We start from the raw sequence: 22925 nt of genomic DNA, 5'->3' as shown, positions 1-22925 counted from the left end.
TCTCGCTTTTGATGTTTATGGAGAACTTATGGATACCGCATTTATTTTATCTGCCATTGTGGGCTTAGGGATTGTGGCGCAATGGCTCGCTTGGTATTTGAAACAGCCCTCAATTTTATTTTTATTGCTGATTGGGATTATTGTCGGTCCTGTGCTGAACTTGTTTAATCCCGATGTGATTTTAGGCGATTTGCTCTTTCCGTTTATTTCCCTTGGCGTTGCCGTGATTCTTTTTGAAGGGGCGCTCACGCTGGAGTTTGACGAAATAAAACAACACGGCAAGGTGGTACAGCTTTTGGTTTCGCTCGGAATGCTCATCACCGTCAGCGTGATTTCTGTTGCCACTTATTTCCTATTTGATGTGGATTGGCGTATCGCCTTGCTGTTCGGTACATTGGTGTGCGTAACTGGGCCAACGGTGATTGTGCCATTGTTGCGCAGCGTTCGCCCCAACAGTAACATCGCTAATATTCTCAAATGGGAAGGTATTATCATTGACCCCATCGGTGCGATCGCCGTGGTGTTGGTGTATGAATACATCATTTCAGGCGGGCAAGCCAGTGAAATCGGCACCTTTGCCAAAATCATTGCCGTAGCAGGCGTGATTGGAATGGCTGGTGCGTGGTTGCTGGCTAATCTGATTAAACGCCATATGATCCCTGAATATTTGCGCAACGTGTTCGTGCTTGCTTACATTTTGCTGTTATTCACTGCGTCAAACCATTTCGCCCACGAATCAGGGTTATTAACGGTTACCGTGCTAGGCGTGGCGTTGGCGAACTGGAAAGGCTTCCCGAAAGATCATATTTTAGAATTTAAAGAATCCCTGACCGTTTTGCTGATTTCCACCTTGTTTATTATTCTTGCCGCACGAGTGAATTTAGCACATTTGGTCGGCGTAGGAATGGCAGGTATTTTGCTGTTATTCGTAGCAATGTTTATCGCTCGTCCACTTGCTATTTGGTTTTCGTCTATTGGCTCAAGTTTAACCTTAAATGAAAAGTTGATGATTAGTTGGATTGGCCCGCGCGGGATTGTCGCCGCAGCCATTTCTTCTCTGTTCGCAATTAAATTGCAAGAAACCCAAATTCAAGGTGTGGAATTGCTCGTGCCGTTAGTATTCACGATTATTATTGGTACAGTGCTAATTCAAGGCTTAGGGGCAAAAACCATTGCAAAATTGTTGAATGTGCAAGAATCGGTGTACAAAGGCGTGTTGATTATTGGTTCAAACCCTGTAGCGCTAGCCATTGCGAAATCCTTAAAAGATCAAAATGTGGACGTATTGGTGGCAAGCCGCCATTATAACGAAGTAGCGAAAGCCAGAATGTTGGGGTTGCGCACTTACTACGGCAACCCAGTTTCCACCCACGCCGATGGGCATTTAGATCTTATCGGGTTGGGCAATATGTTCGCTATTAGTACGGACAAAGAACTCAACACCTTGTCGGAAATTCATTATCGCCACGAATTTGATAAAGAAAACATTTACCGCATTCGTTTCAGCGATGATAACAATCCAACGGAACGTTATGATATTCAAGACAACTACCGTTCCAACTGGCTTTTCGGTAAAAATGTAACTTACGCAAAATTAGCCAGTATGCTGGCGAAAAATGCACGCGTTAAGGTAACCAATCTTACTGATAGCTACACTTATCAAGATTACAAAACCACCAACAAACAATTTGTCCCGCTCTATACCATTGATGATAAAGGCTTTATTTCTATTATCAATGATGAACAAACGATCCCAACTAACTGCCGTATTGTAGCGTTAGTAGCGGAAGAAGAAACGGCGAAAAGCGCATAAAAATAAGTGCGGTGGAAAAAATGGAAATTTTTCACCGCACTTTGTTTTTCTGATTGCACGCTTATCAATGCGAATTAATGGGCTTCGTCCCAGTTATTACCCACGCCCACATCCACAATCAACGGCACAACAAGCTCTGCGGCATTTTCCATTAGGGATTGAATGAGATCGCTGTAATGGGCAATCTGCGCTGCGTTCACTTCAAACACCAATTCATCGTGAACCTGCATAATCATTGCGATATTCGGATCTTGTGCAATGGCGCTGTCAATGGTGATCATCGCACGTTTAATAATATCCGCCGCCGTGCCTTGCATTGGAGCGTTGATCGCCACACGCTCTGCGCCTTTTCTGCGCATTGCGTTGCTCGATTGAATCTCAGGCAAATACAAACGGCGTCCGAACAAGGTTTCCACATAGCCTTGCTGTTTGGCTTTTTCGCGAATATCGGTCATAAAGGTTTGCACACCAGGGTAGCGTTGGAAGTACAAATCCATATATTTTTGTGCATCACCACGGGGAATACCAAGCTGGCGAGAAAGCCCAAAGGCGCTCATTCCATAAATAAGTCCAAAGTTAATGGCTTTCGCACTGCGGCGTTGTTCGCTGGTAACCTCATCAAGTGGCACGCCAAAAATCTCTGCAGCGGTGGAACGGTGAATATCTTTGCCTTGCTGGAATGCACTAATCAAGCCTTGATCTTGCGATAAATGCGCCATTATGCGCAGTTCGATTTGAGAATAATCCGCCGCGATAATTTTATACCCTTCGCGCGCAATAAAGGCTTGGCGAATGCGGCGTCCCTCTTCATTACGAATAGGGATATTCTGCAAGTTTGGATCGCTAGACGAAAGTCGCCCCGTTGCTGTTACCGCTTGATGATAAGAGGTGTGAATCCGCCCCGTGCGTGGATTAATCATCAGCGGAAGTTTGTCCGTATAAGTGGATTTCAACTTCGCTAAACCACGGTGTTCAATAAGCAATTTCGGCACAATATGCCCTTGTTGCGCCAACTCTTCCAGCACTTCTTCATTGGTGGAAGGCGCGCCTTTTGGCGTTTTGGCAATAATCGGTAAACCAAGCTTTTCAAACAGGATTTCTTGTAATTGTTTGGTGGACGCAAGGTTGAAATTTTCCCCTGCCGCCTGATGCACTTGGCTTTCAAGTGCGGTCAATTTTTCGCTAATTTCTTGCGATTGTGCGAGCAAGGTTTGGCTGTCCACCAACACCCCGTTGCGTTCAATGCGTGATAACACGCCCACTAACGGCATTTCGATGTCATCAAATAACTTCACCAAACTTTCCGTTTGTGCCAATTCTGACCATAGAGTTTGGTGCAATTTCATTGTGATGTCCGCATCTTCCGCGGCATATTCACTAGCTTGTTCGATAGCAATTTTATCAAAAGTGAGCTGCTTTTTGCCCTTGCCAGCAATGGCTTCAAATTCAATGGTTTGATGATCTAAATGGCGTTTGGCAAGCTCGTCCATATTGTGTCGCCCTGTGCTGTTTAGCACATAGGATTCCAACATGGTGTCGAAACGCACGCCTTGCAGCGCAATGCCGTGATTGGCGAACACGGTGAGATCGTATTTGATATTTTGTCCCACTTTTTCAATCTGCGGATTTTCCAATAAAGGCTTGAGTGCTGCCAAACATTGCTGCTTGTCTAACTGGCTAGGCACACGTTCAAAATAGGTTTCCGTTGCGTCTGCGCTGCCGAATAAATCCCCTTGCGATTGACTTTCACGCGCCACTTCGTACAAATGATCAAGGGGGATATAGCAGGCTTCGCCATTTTCTAAGGCAAAAGAAATGCCCACCAAGTTCGCTTGCATTACATCTAAATTATCGGTTTCCGTATCCACTGCAATGAGTTTGGCGTGCTGAATTTTATTCAGCCATTCATCGAGCTTGGCTTGGCTATCCACGGTTTCATACAAAGTGCGGTCGATTTTTACCGAATTTTTCACCGCACTTTTTGTCGCCGTTTCATTTTGTGCTGTCGGCGTGGCAAATTTAGCGCTTTGCAAATCCCCTTTGGTTAAACCGCTTTCGCCGTCCATCACTTCATTTAGCCAGCGCTTAAACTCATAGCGCGCGAAATATTCCACTAATTCATCGCGCTGATTTTGCCCAAGCGTGAGTTCTTCTGGCTTCACCGCTAAGGGCACATCGGTTTTGATGGTCGCAAGAATGTAAGACAAATCAGCATCAGCTTTGGCGGCAAGCAATTTTTCGCCTAATTTTTTCGCGCCACGAATAGGCAGCTCCGCCACCTTTTCCAAATTGGCATAAATCTCAGCCATACTGCCAATGCCTTGCAAAAGCCCAAGCGCGGTTTTTTCGCCCACGCCAGCCACACCGGGGATATTGTCCGCACTGTCGCCCATTAAGGCTAAATAATCAATGATCAATTCAGGCGGAATACCATATTTTTCAATCACGCCCTCGCGATCCAGCAGGCTGTTATTCATTGTGTTGATGAGCATAATGTTATCGTCCACCAACTGCGCCATATCCTTATCGCCCGTGCTAATCAACACTTTTTGGCCTGCCTGAGAAGCCTGCACCGCAAGCGTGCCGATAACATCGTCCGCTTCCACCCCTTCAATGGATAAAAGCGGAATGCCAAGGGCTTTGATAATGGCGTGCAAGGGCTGAATTTGCTTGCGCAAATCATCAGGCATCGGCGGACGGTGCGATTTATATTGCTCAAATAATTCATCACGGAAGGTTTTCCCTTTGGCATCAAACACCACCGCAATATGGCTCGGCTGCACCTGCGCAATCAAACTTTTCAGCATATTCAACACGCCATACATCGCCCCCGTTGGCTCGCCAAGGGAGTTGGTGAGCGGTGGAAACGCGTGAAACGCACGATACAAATAAGACGATCCGTCAACTAACACAAGCGGATTTTCTGCAATTTTAGCCATAAGATTCTCGATAACTGTGATGAAAAATGGGGGATATTATAGCGGAAAGTGCGGTGGGATTTTGAAAAATTTTGCAAGAATAAGCTGACAATACACAACGCACCCCATTATAATCCCCCGAATTAATTCATTGAACGCAGAAAAGTTAAGCACAAACTATGAATATCATCACCGTAACAGACCGCGAAACCTTGCCCTTAGACCACTTGCTGAATCTCTGGCAAGTCAGCGTGGAAGCCACTCATCACTTCTTATCTAAGGAAGAAATCGCCGCCATTCGCCCCTATGTGCCAGAAGCCCTCAAAGGCGTGGAGCATTTATTATTGGCGGAAAAAGACGGTGAAATCATCGGCTTTATGGGTATCAACGGCACAAAATTAGAAATGCTTTTCATCGCCCCTGAACAACGCGGCAAAAGCATCGGCAAAACCTTATTACAACACGGCATCACGGAATTGGGAGTGAATAGCCTAACCGTCAATGAACAAAACCCGCAAGCGGTGGGCTTTTATCAGCATATGGGCTTTCAAACGGTGGAACGTCACGAGTTGGACGAACAGGGGAATCCGTATCCAATTTTGGTGATGGGGAAGTGAAAAAAGTGTATACATCCTAATGGACTATGAAGCTAATCCCCAATGACTTGAATAGGTGTGTTTTTGTAAGTAATGGAGCTGACTAAGAAATAGTCATCAGTTCAGAAATTAACATTGCGACCATTCAGAATATCTAGCCAACAATTTTAAATCTTGAAAACAATAAAATAATAGACTGGGCTGAGCCAATAAAATTGGTAAACTGTTTGAGCAGATAATCCAGCCAACGCCTAACCATTTTCCTAATTAGCAAGAGTATAATACTTAATTTACACCAATTTATTATCTTTTAGAAAACTCAAGAATTTATCCTTTCTAATTAGTATACTTTTTTGGAATTTGTCATTGATCTGAGGATTAAAATAGATTAAATTATCTCACAGGTCAATCCAATAACCATCTTTAATGCAATTTCGCATTCTCATCCCATGATAAATTATTGGGGTGGGCGCATAAAATGAAATACCATTATTACCATAAGTAGCTTCCCAAATATGGGAGTCTACACTAGGTATCACTTTAAATGAAGCTTGTTTAAGCTCTCCATATCTAGAAATTTCTTGCCATTCACTCAAAGTATTTTTATTAAAGAATTGATTAATATCAATTTCATAATATTCATTACCTTCTGACATCCATCTTCCCATAACATCTTGTTGTTTCAGCCATGTTTTTGCTTTTGAATATTAATACTCTTTAACTAAATAACTACGTATTTGTAACCACTGTTGAATATCACAGTTTCTTTTTTTCCAAATTTTTGAAGCTCACGGAAATCATCATTTCTTTCTAAAACAAGCCATTTTTCACCATCTATCGTCAATTCCAATAAACTACTAATGTCAGGAACATCATTCATTCTTCTGTACCCAATTATCAATCACCTCATTATCTTGAATAATAAAATAATGATTTGTTTTACACTGTTCTTGATTTGTGTATTGAGAAAATACGTTACTTCAGGAAAAGAGCTTTTGTACGGTGGCGTTATTCTTGCTTTGATTAATTGAATATCATCGGGTAAGTAGTCATCTTTTTGCAGAGAGTATTCAATAATATGTCGTGCATAATCACGAACCAAAACATTGGGGTAAATTTCTTTTGCTTCAGATTTATTAAATATTTGATTGTCTATCTCTAATGCAAGCTCCTTTAAATGACCTAAGCTCTCCGAATAAACAGCTGCGCCATGAATTGCTGATAAAATACCCTCCATCACATAATAATCATCAATTATATTAAATTCTTTAAACAATTCAAATGCGATTTCTAATATATTACAAAATAAGTTAGCACGTGTATTGATATAATTTTTTCTACTCTGTCTGTCAGCAGAAGTGAATAACCAGCTTACAGCGATCACACCCAACAATAGCGTTTCATATTCAATATTTTTCTGACCATTTTATTTATGATACCAAGATAATAGCCTTAATTTCTGGACATTGATCAGCTTCCAAAGAAATAAAATTTGTCCATATTGCCTCTCTATCTGCTAAAGATAAAGAATGAAGTTTGCCATGTAAATATCTTATATTTAGTGGATGGTCAATTTCGGTAGCGAGTTGATATAAAGCATTGATCTAATTTACTTGATTAAAATATTGATTGTTTTTTTAGAAAGTATTGTGGTTTTTGTATATTGATTTGGAATTTTATCCAGAAAATATTCTCTGCAATAATTTCAAACCAAAATCAATCTTTTGAGAAGTCAACCACTTCAAATATTTAAAAATTAAATTTTTCTGGCAATAATACACTTATCGCTTCCCATATACCTCTATCAAAACTATAGCTCTACTATATAAGTTTTTTCTTGTTCTGTATTTAGCAATTGAATGTAGTCATCTTTATTTTGAATATATTTTCAATATTAATTGGCTTTTTAGTTGTATTGTTGACACCATGTGTCAGATAATTCATTTTCATTAAACAAAAAGAATTTTTTACCTGCATTTTCTGGCTTTTATAGTAAATCAGATAACTCAAAATTTCGCCTAAAATTCAAACTCTGTTAAACGACCTTGTGACCTAGCAAATTCTTTCCATTTTTGGACATTCTCTTCCCACTTGACAAGAAAAGATTTATTTCTAGATGTATTGGAATTTGCCCTATCAGTTGCAACACAAACATAATATTTAGTAAGGTTTGGAAAATATTTTGGTGTTGGGAGGCTTTGATGAAGAAATAATTTTGCTGATGAAGTTAGTAGTATTTATTGCTACGTACGAATCCTTAATTCTTGAGAGAAAGGTTTAATACTGTAATCAATAATATTGAATAAAAATCAGGAATACCAGTTCTCTTATTAATAAACAAAGTAGGATATTCCTCATTTGTGAAAAAGAAGAGAACCTTTATTATTAAAAGGTTCTCCTTATTTGAGACTTTATATTACTGTGATTAAAACACTATTTACTATTCTTTAAAGACAACTCAAAATTCGTTTGAGGAATATCTCAAATTTGTCTCAATGGTGTTTTGCTTGCTTCCAGAAATTCTCAATTTTGTTATTTTCCCAGCTGCATCACTCCTCCCTCGTTTGTCTTTGCTAAGCGATGGGAAGTAATAAGTGGCTGAGTTTTGTTTACGTTAACCAACCCGTTAGCGATTCAGGTAGTAACCCACTATAAACAGTTTAATGAGTTTGTTTTTTATTGAGTATTTAGACGACCTTTTCTTATAGGGTTATTCTAAGCTAAATGGGGATTTTCGGCGTTATCTAGCACAGCTGCTAATCACTTACTCGTTTTATAAATCGCCACTGCCTCTGGCATTAGGCGAAGGAGATTTTGTTGGCGATCTTTATCACTTGGGTGAGTGGAAGAAAGTGCGGCAAGTACACCTTGTGAACCAGATGATGCTTTTTGCATTTTTTCCCATAATCTAGGTGCGGCTTCTGGGTTGTAGCCCGCTTTTGCCATTAATAATAAGCCTACTTCATCGGCTTCGGTTTCCGCACTGCGGGAATAAGGTTTATCGAGCGCCCAGTCTTTGGTAATTCCGATAATAAGTCCGCTACCTTCTGAACCAATTTGAGTGGAAAGTGCAACGTGAGCTACTTGTGCGACAACATTGGTAAATGCTCCCATATTTACTTTTTTCTTTCCGTGTTCTTTGAGTGCGTGCGCCATTTCGTGTCCCATTACAGTAGCGATTTCATCATCACTGAGCTGCAATTTATTCACTAGTCCGGTATAAAATGCCATTTTTCCGCCTGGCATTGCCCACGCGTTTAGCTCATCGGATTTAATCACCGTAATTTGCCAGTTGAACGGTTGCCCTGTGTGGTTTTCTTGATTCGCATAAGGGTACATTTTGTTAAAGACTTTATGAATGCGTTTTGCGGTGGTGGAAGTGCTATCCACAGCCCCTTGCTGTTGTGCTTGATTCACCGTTTGGCGGTAATTTGCTGCGGCCTGTTGGTTAATGCTCGCAGAATCCGCACAGGCATTGAGCATTAATGCCAATACAGAAAGTGCAGTGATTTTTTTCAAGGTTTTTAACATTTTCACTCCTTAAGTTTACACATAGAAAAATACCGCCCTACGAAAAGGCGGTATTAAAAGTAAAGGAAAAATTATTTTTTCGCGCGCTCAAAAGACTCTAAAATCTCTTGACGAGCGGCTTCAACACCTTCCCAACCATCAACTTTCACCCATTTACCTGCTTCAAGAGCTTTGTAGCTTTCAAAGAAGTGTTGGATTTGGGCTTTTAATAAAGCTGGTAAATCGCCAACATCTTTAATGTGATCGTATTCTTTGCTTAATTTTGTGTGTGGCACAGCGATCACTTTCGCATCTTGACCTGATTCGTCCGTCATTTTTAACACACCCACTGGGCGACAACGGATCACAGAACCTGGTTGTAATGGATAAGGAGTTGGGACTAATACATCAACAGGATCGCCATCTAAAGATAAGGTGTGGTTAATGTAACCATAGTTCGCTGGGTAGAACATTGCGGTTGCCATAAAGCGATCAACGAATAATGTCCCAGTTTCTTTATCCACTTCATATTTGATTGGATCTGAATTAGCTGGGATTTCAATAACAACATAAATATCATCAGGAAGTTCTTTTCCTGCTGGAACGATTTCTAAGCCCATTTGGTCTTTCCTTCTAGTTAATGAATGGTAATAAAACCCTTGAATTATAGCTTGATTTTTTTGCTTTTGCCAAGTTAAACGAGCAATTTAGCCATTGTATTTTTATTTTGTACTATTATAATAGTTCATCGATACCAGTATTAAACTTATAGGTGAATTTATGAAAAAAAATCCTTCCTTATTCGGCGGCGCAATGATTATCGCTGGTGGCACCATTGGTGCAGGAATGTTGGCAAACCCCATTGCCACTTCTGGCGTGTGGTTTATCGGTTCTATTTTGATCCTTTGCTACACGTGGTTTTGTATGACCATATCGGGCTTAATGCTGCTTGAAGCCAACTTGCATTATCCCACAGGGGCAAGTTTTGACACCATTGTGAAAGACTTGCTCGGCAAAGGCTGGAACGTGATTAATGGACTGTCCGTTGCATTTGTGTTGTACATTCTCACCTATGCCTATATCACCTCTGGCGGTGGTTTAACGGAAAGTTTTCTGAATCAATTATTTAGCAGCGAACAAAGTGCGGTGGAAATTGGACGCATTTCTGGCTCGCTGATTTTCTGTGCAGTACTCGCCTTTTTCGTGTGGTTTTCCACCAAAGCTGTGGATCGCTTTAGTACCGTTTTAATCGCGGGAATGGTAGTCGCCTTTTTGCTTTCTGTAACCAATTTATTAGGAATGGTAAACACCGATATTTTGCTTGATAGCCTAGCCACAGAAGATAGCCAATATCTACCATTCGCTCTTGCTGCTTTACCAGTTTGTTTAGTGTCTTTCGGTTTCCACCAAAATGTGCCGAGCTTAGTGAAATATTATGATCGTGATAGCAGCAAAGTGACCAAATCTATTATTTACGGCACATTCATCGCATTAATCATCTATATGCTATGGCAGCTTGCCATTCAGGGCAATTTGCCGCGTAATGAATTTATCCCTGTGATCCAAAAAGGCGGCGACATTGCAGCATTACTTGAAGCCTTGAATAGCCAAATCCAAACCAATTTTGTGGGCTTAATGTTGCGTTTCTTTGCCTATATGGCGATCGCCAGCTCATTCCTTGGCGTAACCCTTGGCTTATTTGATTACATTGCAGATTTATTCAAATTCGATAACAGCAGCGCAGGCAGAACAAAAACCGCATTAATCACCTTCTTACCGCCGTTGATTTTAAGTCTGCTTTTCCCTTATGGCTTTGTGATCGCCATTGGCTACGCAGGACTTGCAGCGACCATTTGGGCGGTGATCATTCCTGCGCTTCTTGCCAAGGCTTGCCGCGCGAAATATCCAAACCAAACCTACCAAGTTTATGGTGGCAACGGAATGATTTACTTCGTTATCCTGTTCGGTCTGCTCAATATCTTTATTCAACTGCCTGATCTCTTTGGCTTGTTACCGGTATTTGGCAGATAAACCTAAATCGCTTAAAATAGGCTTAAATTTCAACCATTAGCACGGGAAACCGTGCTAATTTTTTCCCATAACGATAATGAAAACCTCCGTTTACGATAAAGAAGGCTTTTTTGAGCTTTACCAAAAATTACGTCAAAACCCTATTAGCCTGAATGAAATTGTGGAAAAACCCACAATGCTAAGTTTACTGCCTGATTTAACAGGCAAAAAGCTGCTCGATCTGGGTTGTGGAATGGGCGAGCATTTGCAGCTTTATTTACAAAAAGGTGCAGCATTTGTGGTGGGAATGGATTTATCTCAAGCAATGTTGCAGCAGGCAGCAAAAAATCTCGCCGAAAAACAACCGCACTTTGCATTGCACCAGCTTGCGATGGAACAGTTAAATACCTTGCCTGATGATAATTTTGATGTGATTACCAGCTCTTTCGCCTTTCATTATGTGCAGGATTTTCCCCAACTGCTCGCGGATATTTATGCCAAGCTCAACACTAACGGCACGCTTATTTTCTCACAAGAACACCCCATTGTAACTTGCTATCAAGGTGGCGAGCGTTGGGAAAAAGATCAGCATAAACAACAACTTGCTTATCGTCTAAATTATTATCGTGATGAAGGGGAGCGGGATCGAAATTGGTTCAAACAACCTTTTAAAACCTATCATCGCACCCTTTCTACCATTGTAAATGATCTGATTCGCGCAGGTTTTCAAATCGAAAAAATGGTTGAGCCAATGCTGGCAGATCGCCCCGAATGGCAGCAAGAATTCAAGGATTTGCAGCATCGCCCCGTGTTACTTTTCATTAAAGCGAAAAAAAGTTGAAAATTTTGCTTGCATAAAAAAGTTTTTTTGCATAGATTAGTAGGCAGTTATTTTTTGGAGAAACACAAAATGAATTTTAATCGCAATACTCATCATCACCATCACCCTGAATAATCTTTCGGGCGATGGCGATTGCTTGGAAGATAAGACTTCCGAGTGAGTACTGCAAATCACAACCCTAAAAACCTCTCGGAAGCCAACTTTCGAGAGGTTTTTTTATAGCTTAATTTTAATAACATTAATAAAGGAAAAACAAATGGCAAACACAACAAGATTACGCATTGCGTTACAAAAAAAAGGTCGCCTCAGCAAAGATTGCGCCGAGCTGCTCAAACAATGTGGCGTAAAAATTAACTGGAACGAACAACGTTTAATCGCTTATGCGGAAAATATGCCCATTGAAATTCTGCGTGTGCGTGATGACGATATTCCCGGCTTAATTTTTGACGGCATTGTAGATCTCGGTATTATCGGCGAAAACGTGCTGGAAGAGGAAGAACTCGGTCGCCTTGCCACAGGCGAAAGCGTGGCTTACAAAAAATTACGCACCTTAGATTTTGGCGGCTGCCGTTTATCCTTAGCCATTGATCGCGATCGCACTTACAACGGCGTGCAAGACTTCACCAACTGCCGCATTGCCACCTCCTACCCTAATTTACTCAAACGCTATATGAACGAACAAGGCGTTGCCTTCAAAAGCACCCTGCTCAATGGTTCGGTGGAAGTTGCTCCGTCTGCAGGTTTAGCTGATGCTATTTGTGATTTAGTGTCATCGGGCGCAACCCTTGAAGCAAACGGCTTAAAAGAAGTGGAAGTGATTTATCGCTCCACCGCCTGCTTGATTCAACGCAAAGAACCGTTATCAAACGAAAAACAAGCCCTTGTGGACAAACTCCTCACCCGCATTCAAGGCGTGCAACAGGCAGGAGAATCGAAATACATTATGCTCCACGCCCCTAAAGCACAGCTCGAACGCATTATCGCCCTACTGCCGGGCGTAGAAAACCCAACCATTCTGCCCCTTGCGCACGATGAAAGCAAAGTAGCACTACACGCAGTTAGCCAAGAAACCCTGTTCTGGGAAACAATGGAACAGCTCAAAGCCGAAGGCGCAAGCTCCGTGTTAGTGCTGCCAATTGAAAAAATGCTGGCATAAAGTGCGGTGAAAATTTGCGAAATTTTAAGGAAAAATAAGGAACAATTATGCAAACGCTTATTTGGAAAAACTTAACAGAACAAGAGAAACAACAAGCCCTAATGCGCCCAGCCCTTTCCGCCGCAAAAAGCATTAAAGACGCAGTAAACGCTATTCGTGAAAATGTGCAAGGTAATGGTGATAAGGCGTTATTTGAACTCAGTAAAAAGTTCGACAAGGTGAAGTTAGACAGCCTGATTGTGCCGCAACAAGCCATTCAAGCCGCCACAGCACGTTTACCCGAAGCGCTCAAAACCGCTATTCAAAATGCGAAAGCCAATATTGAACGCTTTCACCAAGCACAAATTCCACAACCGGTGGATATTGAAACGCAGGCTGGCGTGCGTTGTCAGGTGGTTACTCGCCCGATTAATCGCGTTGGATTGTATATTCCGGGGGGATCAGCGCCACTTTTTTCTACCGTGTTAATGCTTGCTATTCCAGCCAAAATTGCGGGCTGTAAAAAAATCGTGCTTTGCTCTCCCCCGCCGATTGCCGATGAAATTTTATATACAGCAAATTTATGTGGCGTAGAAACCATTTATGCAGTAGGTGGCGCGCAAGCTATTGTAGCAATGGCATTTGGCACGGAAACAGTGGCGAAAGTGGATAAAATTTTCGGCCCCGGCAACGCCTTTGTTACTGAAGCCAAACGTCAAGTGAGCCAAGCGCTGAACGGTGCTGCTATTGATATGCAAGCAGGCCCTTCTGAAGTGCTGGTCTTGGCAGACGAAAATGCTGATCCCGATTTTGTCGCCAGCGATCTGCTCTCTCAAGCGGAACACGGTGCTGATAGCCAAGTGATTTTGGTTACCCCGAGCAAAACGTTAGCAAAAAACACCGCACTTGCCATCGAACGCCAACTTGCCCTATTACCCCGTGCTGAAACCGCACGGCAAGCCTTGGCTCACAGTCGTATTTTTATTGCCGAAGACTTAGCGCAAGCAGTAGAAATCAGCAATCAATACGCCCCAGAGCATTTGGTAGTACAAGTGGAAAACGCCCGCGCATTGCTCGATCAACTAGATAACGCAGGATCCATTTTTCTCGGCGCATACAGCCCTGAAAGTATGGGCGATTACGCCAGCGGCACCAACCACGTTCTGCCCACTTACGGCTACACTCGCACCACGTCCAGCCTAGGTTTAGCGGATTTCAGCAAACGAATGACCGTACAAGAACTCAGTCCACAAGGCTTCCAAGATCTCGCACCAACAGTGATCCAAATGGCCACCGCTGAACAGCTCGACGCACATAAAAATGCGGTGTTAATTCGGTTAGAAAAGTTGCAAAATTCGCTCAAATAATAAATAATTAACTGGTTTTATATACAGTTAATTCACGGAGAGAATATGCAAAATCAAATTGAAATTTATCAATCGCAAGATGGTTCAACTCAGGTTGAAGTGCAGTTTAATCAAGAAACGGTTTGGCTTAGCTTACAGCAAATGGCAGATATATTCGGGCGTGATAAATCCGTTATTTCACGCCATTTGCGTAATATTTTCAAAGAAGGAGAATTAGATCCAACTTCAACTGTTGCAAAAAATGCAACAGTTCAAAAAGAAGGGGAGCGACTAGTTGAACGTAATATTGAGTTCTACAATCTTGACGCAATTATTTCTGTAGGCTACCGAGTTAATTCAAAAGCTGGCACGCAATTTCGTATTTGGGCAACTCAACGCCTTAAAGAATATCTTGTTCAAGGTTATACGTTAAATCAAAAACGTTTAGCTGAAAAAGGTGTAGAGTTTGGTCAAGTTATCGCCCTGCTGGATCGTACATTAAGTAATCAAACGTTAGTGAATGAAGAAGGAAAAGCTGTGCTTGCCGTGGTGCAAGAATACTCACGCAGCTGGAGCTTATTGCAGGCTTATGACGAGCAAAATCTAAATTCCAATCAGCAAAAACAAAATGAAATGCGCCCATTATTAATACCAGACGTCGAAAACGCGATAGCACAATTAAAGCAAACGCTCATCGAAAAAGGCGAAGCCACACCATTATTTGCCAACCCTCGCAATGACGGACTGGCGTCTGCTATTCATACCATTGAACAAGGTTTTGGTGAGGAGTTATTTTATCCAAATATCGCTAGCCGTGCGGCACATTTGTTATATTTTATCATTAAAAATCATCCACTTACTGATGGAAATAAACGAACTGGCGCATTTCTATTTCTTTGGTATTTAAGATTAAATCAACATTTGCTTGCCAAGCCAGTAGAACAACTGATTAATGATAATACCTTGGTGGCGCTTGCTCTGCTTGTGGCAGAAAGTTTGCCAGAACAGAAAGAATTGATGATAAAACTTATTGAGCATTTTATTTTAATCAAATAAAACTGCGGTCAAAAAAACAAAAATTTTTAGAGAGAACAAAAATGACAATCACAACATTATCACGCAAAAATATTCAAGCCTTAACCCCTTACCAATCGGCGCGCCGTTTGGGGGGCAATGGCGATGTGTGGCTTAATGCCAATGAATACCCGCTTTCCCCTGATTTGAATTTGCAGCAGCGCCAATTTAATCGTTACCCTGAAGCTCAGCCTGAAAAACTACTGAATGCTTATGCTGCTTATGCGGGGGTAGCACCTGAAAATGTGTTAGTTACTCGTGGGGGCGATGAAGGCATTGAGCTGATTATTCGCGCCTTTTGCGAAGCGGACGATCAGGTGCTTTATTGTCCGCCAACTTATGGAATGTATGCCGTGAGCGCAGAAACCTGCGGTATCACAGCAAAAACCGTGCCATTAACGGCAGATTTTCAGTTAGATTTAGCTAATATTGCAAATAATCTTGCCAAGATGAAAGTTATTTTCGTTTGTAGCCCAAATAACCCCACTGGCAATCTTTTGCGCCGTGCGGATTTAATCCAATTATTAGAAATGGCCAAAAACCGTGCGATCGTAGTGGTGGACGAAGCCTATATTGAGTTTTGCCCTGAAAGCACGATAGTACAAATGCTGACAAACTACCCGCATCTTGCCATCATTCGCACCCTTTCCAAGGCCTTTGCTTTAGCTGGGTTACGTTGCGGTTTTACACTTGCCAATCAAGAACTTATCGGCATATTACAAAAAGTTATCGCCCCTTACCCTATTCCCGTGCCTGTTTCGGATCTTGCCACGCAAGCCTTGTCTGCACAGGGTTTGAACGAAATGCAAAATAATGTCGAGCAAGTAAAAGCCCAACGCCAATGGCTAATTGAACAATTACAACGCTTACCACAAGTACAAGATATTTTCCCGAGCGAAGCCAATTATATTTTAGTGAAATTTAAAAATGGTAACGACATATTTAAATCACTTTGGGAACAAGGCATTATTTTACGCAATCAAAATAACGCCTTAGGGCTAGAAAATTGTATCCGAATTACAGTTGGAACAGCCGAGGAAAATTTACAGGTGGTTGAGGCGATTAGCTCGCAAAAATAATGAAAAAAACCACCGCACTTATTTATTAAAAATAAAAGGAAAACTAAAATGACACAGCAATCAATCTTATTTATCGACCGTGATGGTACATTAATTGACGAACCGAAAACAGATTTTCAAATTGATCGTTTAGAGAAATTAAAATTTGAAAAAAATGTGATTCCTGCGCTATTAAAATTGAAAAAAAATATCGTTTTGTGATGGTTTCAAATCAAGATGGCTTAGGCACGGATTCCTTTCCTAAAGAGGATTTTGATAAACCGCATAATGCAATGCTTGATCTTTTCCGTTCACAAGGCATTGAATTTGATGATATTTTAATTTGTCCGCACAAGCCTGAAGACAATTGCCAATGCCGTAAACCCAAAACGAAATTGCTGAAAAAATATATTGAAAAGCAGTTATTTGATCCTGCCACCAGCTTTGTGATTGGCGATCGCGCTACCGATGTGCAATTGGCAGAAAACTTAGGCATTCAAGCCCTGCAATATCACCCAGAAAAACTCAATTGGGAGCTGATTGCTGAAAAACTTTTGAACGAGCCTGTAACCAATATTGGCGAGCGCCAACCGCGCTATGCTGAAGTGGTACGCAAAACCAAGGAAACCGACATTAAAGTACAAGTTTGGCTAGATGAAACAGGCATAAATCAAATTCAAACTGGCGTGGGATTTTTCGATCATATGCTTGATCAAATTGCTACCCACGGCGGTTTTAGAATGAACGTAAACTGCAAAGGGGATTTACACATTGACGAACACCACACCGTGGAAGACACCGCACTTGCGCTCGGCACCGCGTTGAAACAAGCCATTGGCGATAAACGCGGCATTGCGCGCTTTGGTTTCGTGTTACCAATGGACGAATGCAAAGCAGAATGTGCGTTGGATCTTTCAGGGCGTCCTTATTTCAAATTCAAAGCCAAATTTAAACGTGAAAAAGTGGGCGATTTCAGCACGGAAATGACGGAACATTTTTTCCAATCCCTTGCATTTACAATGCTCGCCACCTTACACTTAAAAGCCAGCGGCGACAACGATCACCATAAAACCGAAAGCCTGTTTAAAGTGTTCGGACGTACATTAAGACAAGCTATTCGCATTGAAGGGAATGAAATGCCGAGTAGTAAGGGTGTTCTTTAATTATTACCTTAAATTTCAAGGGATTAGAAATGCTAACCAACACAACCATCATTACTGATATTAAACAGATCATCGCACAATCCCGTGAAAATGCGGTGAGAGCGGTGGATTTTCAGCGCGTGCTGATGTATTGGCACATTGGCAAGCGTATTTTTGAAGAAGAACAGCAAGGACAAGAGCGGGCAGATTATGGAGTTTATTTGATTAAATCTCTCGCGAAGCAATTACAACCGGAGTTTGGCACCGGATTTTCAGCTCGTCAGTTAGAACGCTATCGTCAATTTTATCGCACATTTCCAATTGCGTCCGCACTGCGGACGCAATTAAACTGGACGCAATATAAAAGTTTAATTTCAATTAACGATCCCGATAAACGCGAGTTTTATATTGGTGAAAGTATCAAAAATAATTGGAGTTCTCGCCAGTTAGAACGCCAAATCAACAGCAGTTTATACGAACGTTTATTATTGAGTAACGATAAAGAAACCGTGCTTGCGGTGGCGAATAATCAGCTTATCCCTAGTGATCCGAAACAGATTATCAAAGATCCGATGGTATTGGAATTTCTTGGTCTGCAACGTGAAAGCGCCTATTACGAAAAAGATCTTGAACAAGCCATTATTACTCACTTGCAAGAATTTTTACTTGAATTAGGCAACGGTTTTTCTTTTGTAGCCCGTCAGAAACGTTTACATCTTGATGGCGATGATTTTTTCGTGGATCTCGTTTTATACAATCGCTTGCTGCAATGCTTTGTGATTATTGAAATCAAAACCCACAAATTAACTCATCAGGATTTGGGGCAGTTGCAAATGTATGTGAATTATTTTGATCGGGTTGAAAAACTGCCACGAGAAAATCCAACCATTGGCATCTTATTATGTGCAGATAAAAATGATAGCGTGGTGAAATTTTCTTTACCTGAAAATCAACAGCAAATTTTTGCCAGCCAATATCAACTTTATCTACCATCAGAAGAATTATTACTGACAGAAATACGCAAAGAAATCGAAAACTTTGAACAAAAACAACAAGAAAGCTAGGAAATTCAGAAAACGATGCAAACCATTACTATCATCAACACAGGCTGCGCTAATCTTTCTTCGGTGAAATTTGCGTTTGAGCGTTTGGGCTATCAGGCGGAAATTACCGATGATTTAGCCAAAATTCAAAGTGCAGAAAAACTTATTTTGCCGGGGGTGGGGACTGCGTCAGCCGCAATGCAAAGTATGCAATCTCGACAATTAATTGAAACAATTCAACAGCTCACTCAGCCTGTATTAGGCATTTGTTTGGGAATGCAACTAATGACCGATTTTTCCGCTGAAGGTGAAATAGAAACCCTTAAACTGATTAACGGCAACACGCAACGCTTGCCAAATAAAGGGCTGCCATTGCCGCATATGGGTTGGAATAAGGTGCATTATCAGGATAATCACCCGCTCTTTAGCGATATTCCGCAAGATAGTTATTTCTATTTCGTGCATAGCTATGCGGTGTTGCCGAATGAAAATACCATTGCCATCTGCGATTATGGCGTGCCATTTTCTGCGGCGATTGCAAGAAATAACTTCTACGGCGTGCAATTTCACCCCGAGCGTTCAGGCAAGGTGGGCGAGCAGTTATTGCGGAATTTTATGGAAAATCTGTAATGAATAAAATCAAAAGTGCGGTGAAAAATTTACTTGTTTTTTCCCTGCTCGTTACGGCATTATCTTTTGCGGTGGATTATTGGCGGCGACCGAATGCCCCAGAAAATGCTTTGCAACAGACTTTGCTTGCATTGAATGGGGAAAGCGTTCAATTAGCTAAGCTCAGCAAAGAGAAACCTGTCCTACTCTACTTTTGGGGCAGTTGGTGCAGCATTTGCTCGCTCACATCACCAAGCATTGCAAGCCTTGCCAATGATGGCGTGCAATGCTTGGTGAGCGTGGCGTTAAAATCAGGCAATGATCAGGCTGTACAAGACTATCTACAGCAACATCAATATGATTTTTTGACCGTAAATGATCCACAGGGGACGCTTTCCGCCCAATGGCACATTCAGGTTACGCCAAGCATTATCATTATAAAAAACGGCAAAATCGTTCACACTACCACAGGCTTAAGCAGCCCATGGGGCTTGAAATTACGTTTATGGCTTAGTTAATAAAAACAAAAGAGAACACAACAATGAAAAAAACATCACAAATTATCCCCGCACTTGATCTGATTGACGGCAAGGTCGTGCGCTTATACCAAGGGGATTACGCACAGCAAACACAATACAGCGACAACCCCATTGCACAATTTCAACATTATTTATCGCAAGGGGCAAAGCAGTTGCATTTGGTGGATTTAACAGGGGCGAAAGATCCAAGCCAACGCCAAACTAAACTTATTGGCGAAATCATTGCCGCCACACAAGCTAATATTCAAGTGGGCGGTGGTATTCGCACAGAGCAAGATGTGGCAAATTTATTATCCGTTGGGGCAAATCGTGTGGTGGTTGGTTCAACGGCGGTCAAACAACCTGAAATGGTGAAACAATGGTTCGCTAACTATGGTGCGGAAAAATTTGTTCTCGCCTTAGATATTCATATTGTGAACGGTGAAAAACACATCGCCATTCACGGCTGGCAAGAAACTAGCTCGCTGACGTTAGAGCAAGTGATTGACGATTTCCGCCAAGTGGGCTTGCAGCACGTTTTATGCACTGATATTTCTCGTGATGGCACATTGCAAGGCTCAAATGTCGCCTTATACCAAGAAATTTGTGCTGCTTTTCCACAGATTGAATTTCAGTCTTCAGGCGGCATTGGCTCACTGGCCGATATTGCGGCATTAAAAGAAACTGGCGTGGCTGGCGTGATTGTCGGACGCGCTTTATTAGAAGGAAAATTTGATGTAGCGGAGGCAATTCAATGTTGGCAAAACGCATAATTCCTTGCTTAGACGTTCGTGATGGGCAGGTGGTGAAAGGCGTGCAATTTCGCAATCACGAAATTATTGGCGATATTGTTCCCTTAGCGAAACGCTATGCGGAAGAAGGCGCGGACGAACTGGTGTTTTACGACATCACCGCCTCATCAGACGGACGCACGGTGGATAAAAGCTGGGTAGAACGTGTGGCGAAAGAAATCAATATTCCGTTCTGTGTGGCGGGTGGCATCAAAACCATTGCGGATGCCGAGCAAATTTTCACCTTTGGCGCAGATAAAATTTCGATAAATTCCCCCGCACTTGCCGATCCCGAGTTAATCTCTCGCTTAGCGGATCGCTTTGGCGTGCAAGCCATTGTGGTGGGGATCGACACTTGGTATGATGCCGAACAAGATAAATATTGGGTGAACCAATACACTGGCGATGAAAAACGCACCCGCCAAACCCACTGGCAAACGCTGGATTGGGTGCAAGAAGTGCAAAAACGCGGGGCAGGTGAAATCGTGCTAAATATGATGAACCAAGACGGCGTGCGTCAAGGCTATGATTTAGCGCAGCTCAAAAAAGTGCGTGATGTGTGCAACGTGCCACTCATTGCATCAGGCGGCGCAGGCGAAATGGTGCATTTCCGCGATGCCTTTATTGAAGCCAATGTGGACGGTGCGCTAGCAGCGAGCGTGTTTCATAAGCGGATTATTGATATTGGGGAACTAAAATGCTATTTACAACAGCAACAAATTAACGTGAGGCTATGATGCAAAGTAGTTATTTTGCAATAATTGGGGGCATTTGGGCTTTTGTATTTGCTCTTTTTTCAGTAGCTTTAATTCTAAAAATCATTTTTAAACCTACAAAACGATATAAAGCAGACTTTACTTCCCATTCTGCTTTAGCCTTGATTGAAAAAGCAGATTTTAAGAAAAAATGCTTGATGAATAAGTGCGAATATTCCTTATTTCGTCGTTTGGAATCGTTATTGGAAAAACATCATCAAGGACAATATTTTCGTTTATTTAGTCAGGTATCAATGGGCGAATTTATTTGCTCAAATGATAATAACGCCTTTGCAAAAATTAATAGTAAAAGAGTAGATTTCCTCATTATTAACCGCAAAGGTATGCCAACAGTGGTAATTGAATATCAAGGTTCAGGACATTTTCAAAATAATGCGATTGAACGAGATGCTGTTAAAAAAGAGGTTTGCCGTAAAGCGGAAATTGACTACTTAGAATTTATGCAAGATTACGATGAATTAGATTTAGAAAAAGTTTCTAAAATTTTGCATAAAGAAAATATTAAAATGAAACAAGAAGGACGATGTAATGATTACCATATCTGAAATTAATTGGCAAAAAGTAGGTGGTTTGCTGCCTGTTATTGTGCAAAATGCCCGCACTTGTGAAGTGTTAATGTTGGGTTATATGAATTCAGAAGCCCTTAAAAAAACGCTTGCAGAACAACGTGTTACTTTTTATTCACGCACCAAACAACGTTTATGGACGAAAGGGGAAAGTTCGGGACATTTCCTTAATGTGGTGGATATGAGTTTGGATTGCGATAATGATACCCTATTGATTCTGGCCGATCCCATTGGCGAAACTTGTCATACTGGCGAGGAAAGTTGTTTTCATCAATTTGAAAAATCAAGCCAGCCTGATTGGATCTTTTTTAGCAAATTAGAACGTTTAATTGCTAGCCGCAAAGGCGCAGATCCTGAAAGTTCTTACACCGCGCATTTGTATTCCCGCGGTACGAAACGCATTGCGCAGAAAGTGGGCGAAGAAGGCGTGGAAACTGCGCTGGCGGCAACCGTAAAAGATCGCGAAGAAACCATTTGCGAGGCGGCGGATTTGGCCTATCACTTAACCGTATTATTGCAAGATGCCGACTTGAGCTGGGCGGATATTATCGCTAAGCTGAAAGAACGTCATCAAAAATAAGTCTAAAAAATGGATTTTGAACGTTATCGTGAATTACTCGCTCGCCCTGATTGGCAAACATCAGGGCATTTTGCTGCACCTGAAATTGCCCAATGGGTGCAACATCAAGGTTCGCTAACGCAGAAATTGCAGCAAGCCTGCCAGCAACTTAGTGTAGAAGTAATTCACCAAGGCTGGCAAGAAAATTTAAGCGAAAAAATTTCGCCAAAAAGCACCGCACTTGAGCAAATTTGGTTACGCGAAGTGTTGCTGAAAGGCGATGGCACGCCGTGGATTTTTGCGCAAACGACACTTCCTGAAACCACTGTGCAGAATGTCGCGCAATATGTGCTTCAACTGGGTGAACAGCCCATTGGTTTGTGGTTATTTAAACAACCTATGCAGCGTGTTTCGCTATATTGGCGACAAGATCCTGAAACGGGGCTTTATGCGCGCTATTCTGATTTTGATCTCAAAGGCTATCCTTTACAAATCAAAGAGTTATTTCTCGCAGAATTTCCTTTTCCTGCCTAATTTTTCCTTTATATAAAAAAATCAGTGAAAACGCACCGCACTTTTTTCACTAATTTTGCATAATTTCGCTGTTCATTTTCATCACT

The 22925-nt window shown here is 41.7% G+C and carries 22 protein-coding genes, 1 pseudogene and 1 other annotated feature; of the genes and pseudogenes, 17 read left to right on the top strand and 6 right to left on the bottom strand.

Translation table 11 applies throughout. The features are described from left to right. Positions 1 to 28: 28 nt before the first annotated feature. On the top strand, positions 29 to 1813 hold the full coding sequence (locus tag C3007_RS09565) for a cation:proton antiporter (protein WP_103854229.1): 1785 nt from the start codon (positions 29 to 31) through the stop codon (positions 1811 to 1813). A 74-nt stretch (positions 1814 to 1887) separates the two neighbouring features. On the opposite strand, the gene polA is transcribed toward C3007_RS09565, so the two are convergent. Then, positions 1888 to 4752 (bottom strand): DNA polymerase I, encoded by a 2865-nt coding sequence (gene polA / locus C3007_RS09560; RefSeq protein WP_103854228.1) that lies wholly within the window; start codon positions 4750 to 4752, stop codon positions 1888 to 1890. Positions 4753 to 4910: 158 nt separating this feature from the next. On the opposite strand from polA, the gene C3007_RS09555 reads away from it, so the two are divergent. Next, positions 4911 to 5348, top strand: a complete 438-nt coding sequence (locus C3007_RS09555; protein ID WP_103854227.1) for a GNAT family N-acetyltransferase — start codon at positions 4911 to 4913, stop codon at positions 5346 to 5348. A 377-nt stretch (positions 5349 to 5725) separates the two neighbouring features. Here C3007_RS09555 and C3007_RS09550 read toward each other — a convergent pair whose 3' ends face one another. The 5 genes from C3007_RS09550 to ppa all read right to left on the bottom strand — a co-directional run bounded on the left by C3007_RS09550 (position 5726) and on the right by ppa (position 9457). After that, complete coding sequence (locus tag C3007_RS09550; protein ID WP_103854226.1) at positions 5726 to 5983, bottom strand: hypothetical protein; 258 nt, start codon at positions 5981 to 5983, stop codon at positions 5726 to 5728. 65 nt (positions 5984 to 6048) lie between these two features. After that, entirely contained in the window at positions 6049 to 6207 is a 159-nt protein-coding gene (locus C3007_RS11595) for a hypothetical protein (protein ID WP_165779982.1), read from the bottom strand. A 21-nt stretch (positions 6208 to 6228) separates the two neighbouring features. Beyond that, positions 6229 to 6711, bottom strand: coding sequence for a hypothetical protein (locus C3007_RS09545; RefSeq protein WP_133505317.1), 483 nt, complete (start codon positions 6709 to 6711; stop codon positions 6229 to 6231). Positions 6712 to 8087: 1376 nt separating this feature from the next. After that, positions 8088 to 8858, bottom strand: a complete 771-nt coding sequence (locus tag C3007_RS09540) for a M48 family metallopeptidase (RefSeq protein WP_103854224.1) — start codon at positions 8856 to 8858, stop codon at positions 8088 to 8090. Between the two features lie 71 nt (positions 8859 to 8929). Next, the gene (gene ppa / locus C3007_RS09535) at positions 8930 to 9457 is read right to left on the bottom strand and encodes an inorganic diphosphatase (protein WP_103854223.1); all 528 of its coding nucleotides are present in this window, start codon (positions 9455 to 9457) and stop codon (positions 8930 to 8932) included. A 160-nt stretch (positions 9458 to 9617) separates the two neighbouring features. Between ppa and C3007_RS09530 the strand changes: the two genes are divergently transcribed. From C3007_RS09530 to C3007_RS09460, 15 genes and pseudogenes are all read left to right on the top strand, one after another. Then, entirely contained in the window at positions 9618 to 10868 is a 1251-nt protein-coding gene (locus C3007_RS09530) for an aromatic amino acid transporter (RefSeq protein WP_103854222.1), read from the top strand. Positions 10869 to 10944: 76 nt separating this feature from the next. Further along, positions 10945 to 11688: a class I SAM-dependent methyltransferase gene (locus tag C3007_RS09525; RefSeq protein WP_243397689.1), complete on the top strand. Its 744-nt coding sequence runs from the start codon at positions 10945 to 10947 to the stop codon at positions 11686 to 11688. Positions 11689 to 11777: 89 nt separating this feature from the next. Continuing rightward, positions 11778 to 11907: a sequence feature (His leader region), on the top strand. 37 nt (positions 11908 to 11944) lie between these two features. Further along, positions 11945 to 12844 (top strand): ATP phosphoribosyltransferase, encoded by a 900-nt coding sequence (gene hisG / locus C3007_RS09520; RefSeq protein WP_103854220.1) that lies wholly within the window; start codon positions 11945 to 11947, stop codon positions 12842 to 12844. A gap of 47 nt (positions 12845 to 12891) precedes the next feature. Beyond that, positions 12892 to 14190, top strand: coding sequence for a histidinol dehydrogenase (gene hisD / locus C3007_RS09515; RefSeq protein WP_103854219.1), 1299 nt, complete (start codon positions 12892 to 12894; stop codon positions 14188 to 14190). A 45-nt stretch (positions 14191 to 14235) separates the two neighbouring features. Next, complete coding sequence (locus C3007_RS09510) at positions 14236 to 15225, top strand: virulence RhuM family protein/type II toxin-antitoxin system death-on-curing family toxin (RefSeq protein WP_103854218.1); 990 nt, start codon at positions 14236 to 14238, stop codon at positions 15223 to 15225. A gap of 41 nt (positions 15226 to 15266) precedes the next feature. Then, entirely contained in the window at positions 15267 to 16322 is a 1056-nt protein-coding gene (gene hisC / locus C3007_RS09505; protein WP_103854217.1) for a histidinol-phosphate transaminase, read from the top strand. A 48-nt stretch (positions 16323 to 16370) separates the two neighbouring features. After that, positions 16371 to 17464 (top strand): annotated as a pseudogene (gene hisB / locus C3007_RS09500) (bifunctional histidinol-phosphatase/imidazoleglycerol-phosphate dehydratase HisB). A gap of 29 nt (positions 17465 to 17493) precedes the next feature. Then, positions 17494 to 18507, top strand: coding sequence for a PDDEXK nuclease domain-containing protein (locus tag C3007_RS09495; protein WP_103854216.1), 1014 nt, complete (start codon positions 17494 to 17496; stop codon positions 18505 to 18507). Between the two features lie 15 nt (positions 18508 to 18522). Then, positions 18523 to 19116, top strand: a complete 594-nt coding sequence (hisH, locus tag C3007_RS09490; RefSeq protein ID WP_103854215.1) for an imidazole glycerol phosphate synthase subunit HisH — start codon at positions 18523 to 18525, stop codon at positions 19114 to 19116. Then, on the top strand, positions 19116 to 19613 hold the full coding sequence (locus C3007_RS09485) for a protein disulfide oxidoreductase (protein ID WP_103854214.1): 498 nt from the start codon (positions 19116 to 19118) through the stop codon (positions 19611 to 19613). Before hisH ends, C3007_RS09485 begins: the two co-directional genes overlap by 1 nt. 23 nt (positions 19614 to 19636) lie before the next feature. After that, positions 19637 to 20386 carry a 1-(5-phosphoribosyl)-5-[(5-phosphoribosylamino)methylideneamino]imidazole-4-carboxamide isomerase gene (hisA, locus tag C3007_RS09480; protein WP_103854213.1) on the top strand — a complete coding sequence of 250 codons (750 nt, stop codon included), beginning with the start codon at positions 19637 to 19639 and terminating at the stop codon, positions 20384 to 20386. Further along, positions 20368 to 21141, top strand: a complete 774-nt coding sequence (gene hisF, locus C3007_RS09475) for an imidazole glycerol phosphate synthase subunit HisF (RefSeq protein WP_103854212.1) — start codon at positions 20368 to 20370, stop codon at positions 21139 to 21141. Before hisA ends, hisF begins: the two co-directional genes overlap by 19 nt. Next, a complete protein-coding gene (locus C3007_RS09470) occupies positions 21138 to 21725 on the top strand; it encodes a DUF2726 domain-containing protein (protein ID WP_103854211.1) in 588 nt (195 codons plus the stop codon). Before hisF ends, C3007_RS09470 begins: the two co-directional genes overlap by 4 nt. Continuing rightward, positions 21709 to 22326 carry a bifunctional phosphoribosyl-AMP cyclohydrolase/phosphoribosyl-ATP diphosphatase HisIE gene (gene hisIE / locus C3007_RS09465; protein WP_103854210.1) on the top strand — a complete coding sequence of 206 codons (618 nt, stop codon included), beginning with the start codon at positions 21709 to 21711 and terminating at the stop codon, positions 22324 to 22326. Before C3007_RS09470 ends, hisIE begins: the two co-directional genes overlap by 17 nt. 9 nt (positions 22327 to 22335) lie before the next feature. Continuing rightward, entirely contained in the window at positions 22336 to 22839 is a 504-nt protein-coding gene (locus C3007_RS09460) for a chorismate--pyruvate lyase family protein (protein WP_103854209.1), read from the top strand. The last annotated feature ends 86 nt before the right edge of the window (positions 22840 to 22925 follow it).

It is taken from the genome of Avibacterium gallinarum (assembly GCF_002921135.1).
Lineage (GTDB): Bacteria > Pseudomonadota > Gammaproteobacteria > Enterobacterales > Pasteurellaceae > Avibacterium > Avibacterium gallinarum.
Note: the sequence above shows the minus strand (reverse complement) of the source record. Positions and strands in the feature narration are given on the sequence as shown.

Excerpts from the sequence above, each read along its gene's own strand:
- C3007_RS09565 (WP_103854229.1), top strand. The coding sequence starts at position 29 with ATGGATACCGCATTTATTTTATCTGCCATTGTGGGCTTAGGGATTGTG.
- polA (WP_103854228.1), bottom strand. The coding sequence starts at position 4,752 with ATGGCTAAAATTGCAGAAAATCCGCTTGTGTTAGTTGACGGATCGTCT.
- C3007_RS09555 (WP_103854227.1), top strand. The coding sequence starts at position 4,911 with ATGAATATCATCACCGTAACAGACCGCGAAACCTTGCCCTTAGACCAC.
- C3007_RS09550 (WP_103854226.1), bottom strand. The coding sequence starts at position 5,983 with ATGTCAGAAGGTAATGAATATTATGAAATTGATATTAATCAATTCTTT.
- C3007_RS11595 (WP_165779982.1), bottom strand. The coding sequence starts at position 6,207 with ATGAATGATGTTCCTGACATTAGTAGTTTATTGGAATTGACGATAGAT.
- C3007_RS09540 (WP_103854224.1), bottom strand. The coding sequence starts at position 8,858 with ATGTTAAAAACCTTGAAAAAAATCACTGCACTTTCTGTATTGGCATTA.
- ppa (WP_103854223.1), bottom strand. The coding sequence starts at position 9,457 with ATGGGCTTAGAAATCGTTCCAGCAGGAAAAGAACTTCCTGATGATATT.
- C3007_RS09530 (WP_103854222.1), top strand. The coding sequence starts at position 9,618 with ATGAAAAAAAATCCTTCCTTATTCGGCGGCGCAATGATTATCGCTGGT.
- C3007_RS09525 (WP_243397689.1), top strand. The coding sequence starts at position 10,945 with ATGAAAACCTCCGTTTACGATAAAGAAGGCTTTTTTGAGCTTTACCAA.
- hisG (WP_103854220.1), top strand. The coding sequence starts at position 11,945 with ATGGCAAACACAACAAGATTACGCATTGCGTTACAAAAAAAAGGTCGC.
- hisD (WP_103854219.1), top strand. The coding sequence starts at position 12,892 with ATGCAAACGCTTATTTGGAAAAACTTAACAGAACAAGAGAAACAACAA.
- C3007_RS09510 (WP_103854218.1), top strand. The coding sequence starts at position 14,236 with ATGCAAAATCAAATTGAAATTTATCAATCGCAAGATGGTTCAACTCAG.
- hisC (WP_103854217.1), top strand. The coding sequence starts at position 15,267 with ATGACAATCACAACATTATCACGCAAAAATATTCAAGCCTTAACCCCT.
- C3007_RS09495 (WP_103854216.1), top strand. The coding sequence starts at position 17,494 with ATGCTAACCAACACAACCATCATTACTGATATTAAACAGATCATCGCA.
- hisH (WP_103854215.1), top strand. The coding sequence starts at position 18,523 with ATGCAAACCATTACTATCATCAACACAGGCTGCGCTAATCTTTCTTCG.
- C3007_RS09485 (WP_103854214.1), top strand. The coding sequence starts at position 19,116 with ATGAATAAAATCAAAAGTGCGGTGAAAAATTTACTTGTTTTTTCCCTG.
- hisA (WP_103854213.1), top strand. The coding sequence starts at position 19,637 with ATGAAAAAAACATCACAAATTATCCCCGCACTTGATCTGATTGACGGC.
- hisF (WP_103854212.1), top strand. The coding sequence starts at position 20,368 with ATGTTGGCAAAACGCATAATTCCTTGCTTAGACGTTCGTGATGGGCAG.
- C3007_RS09470 (WP_103854211.1), top strand. The coding sequence starts at position 21,138 with ATGATGCAAAGTAGTTATTTTGCAATAATTGGGGGCATTTGGGCTTTT.
- hisIE (WP_103854210.1), top strand. The coding sequence starts at position 21,709 with ATGATTACCATATCTGAAATTAATTGGCAAAAAGTAGGTGGTTTGCTG.
- C3007_RS09460 (WP_103854209.1), top strand. The coding sequence starts at position 22,336 with ATGGATTTTGAACGTTATCGTGAATTACTCGCTCGCCCTGATTGGCAA.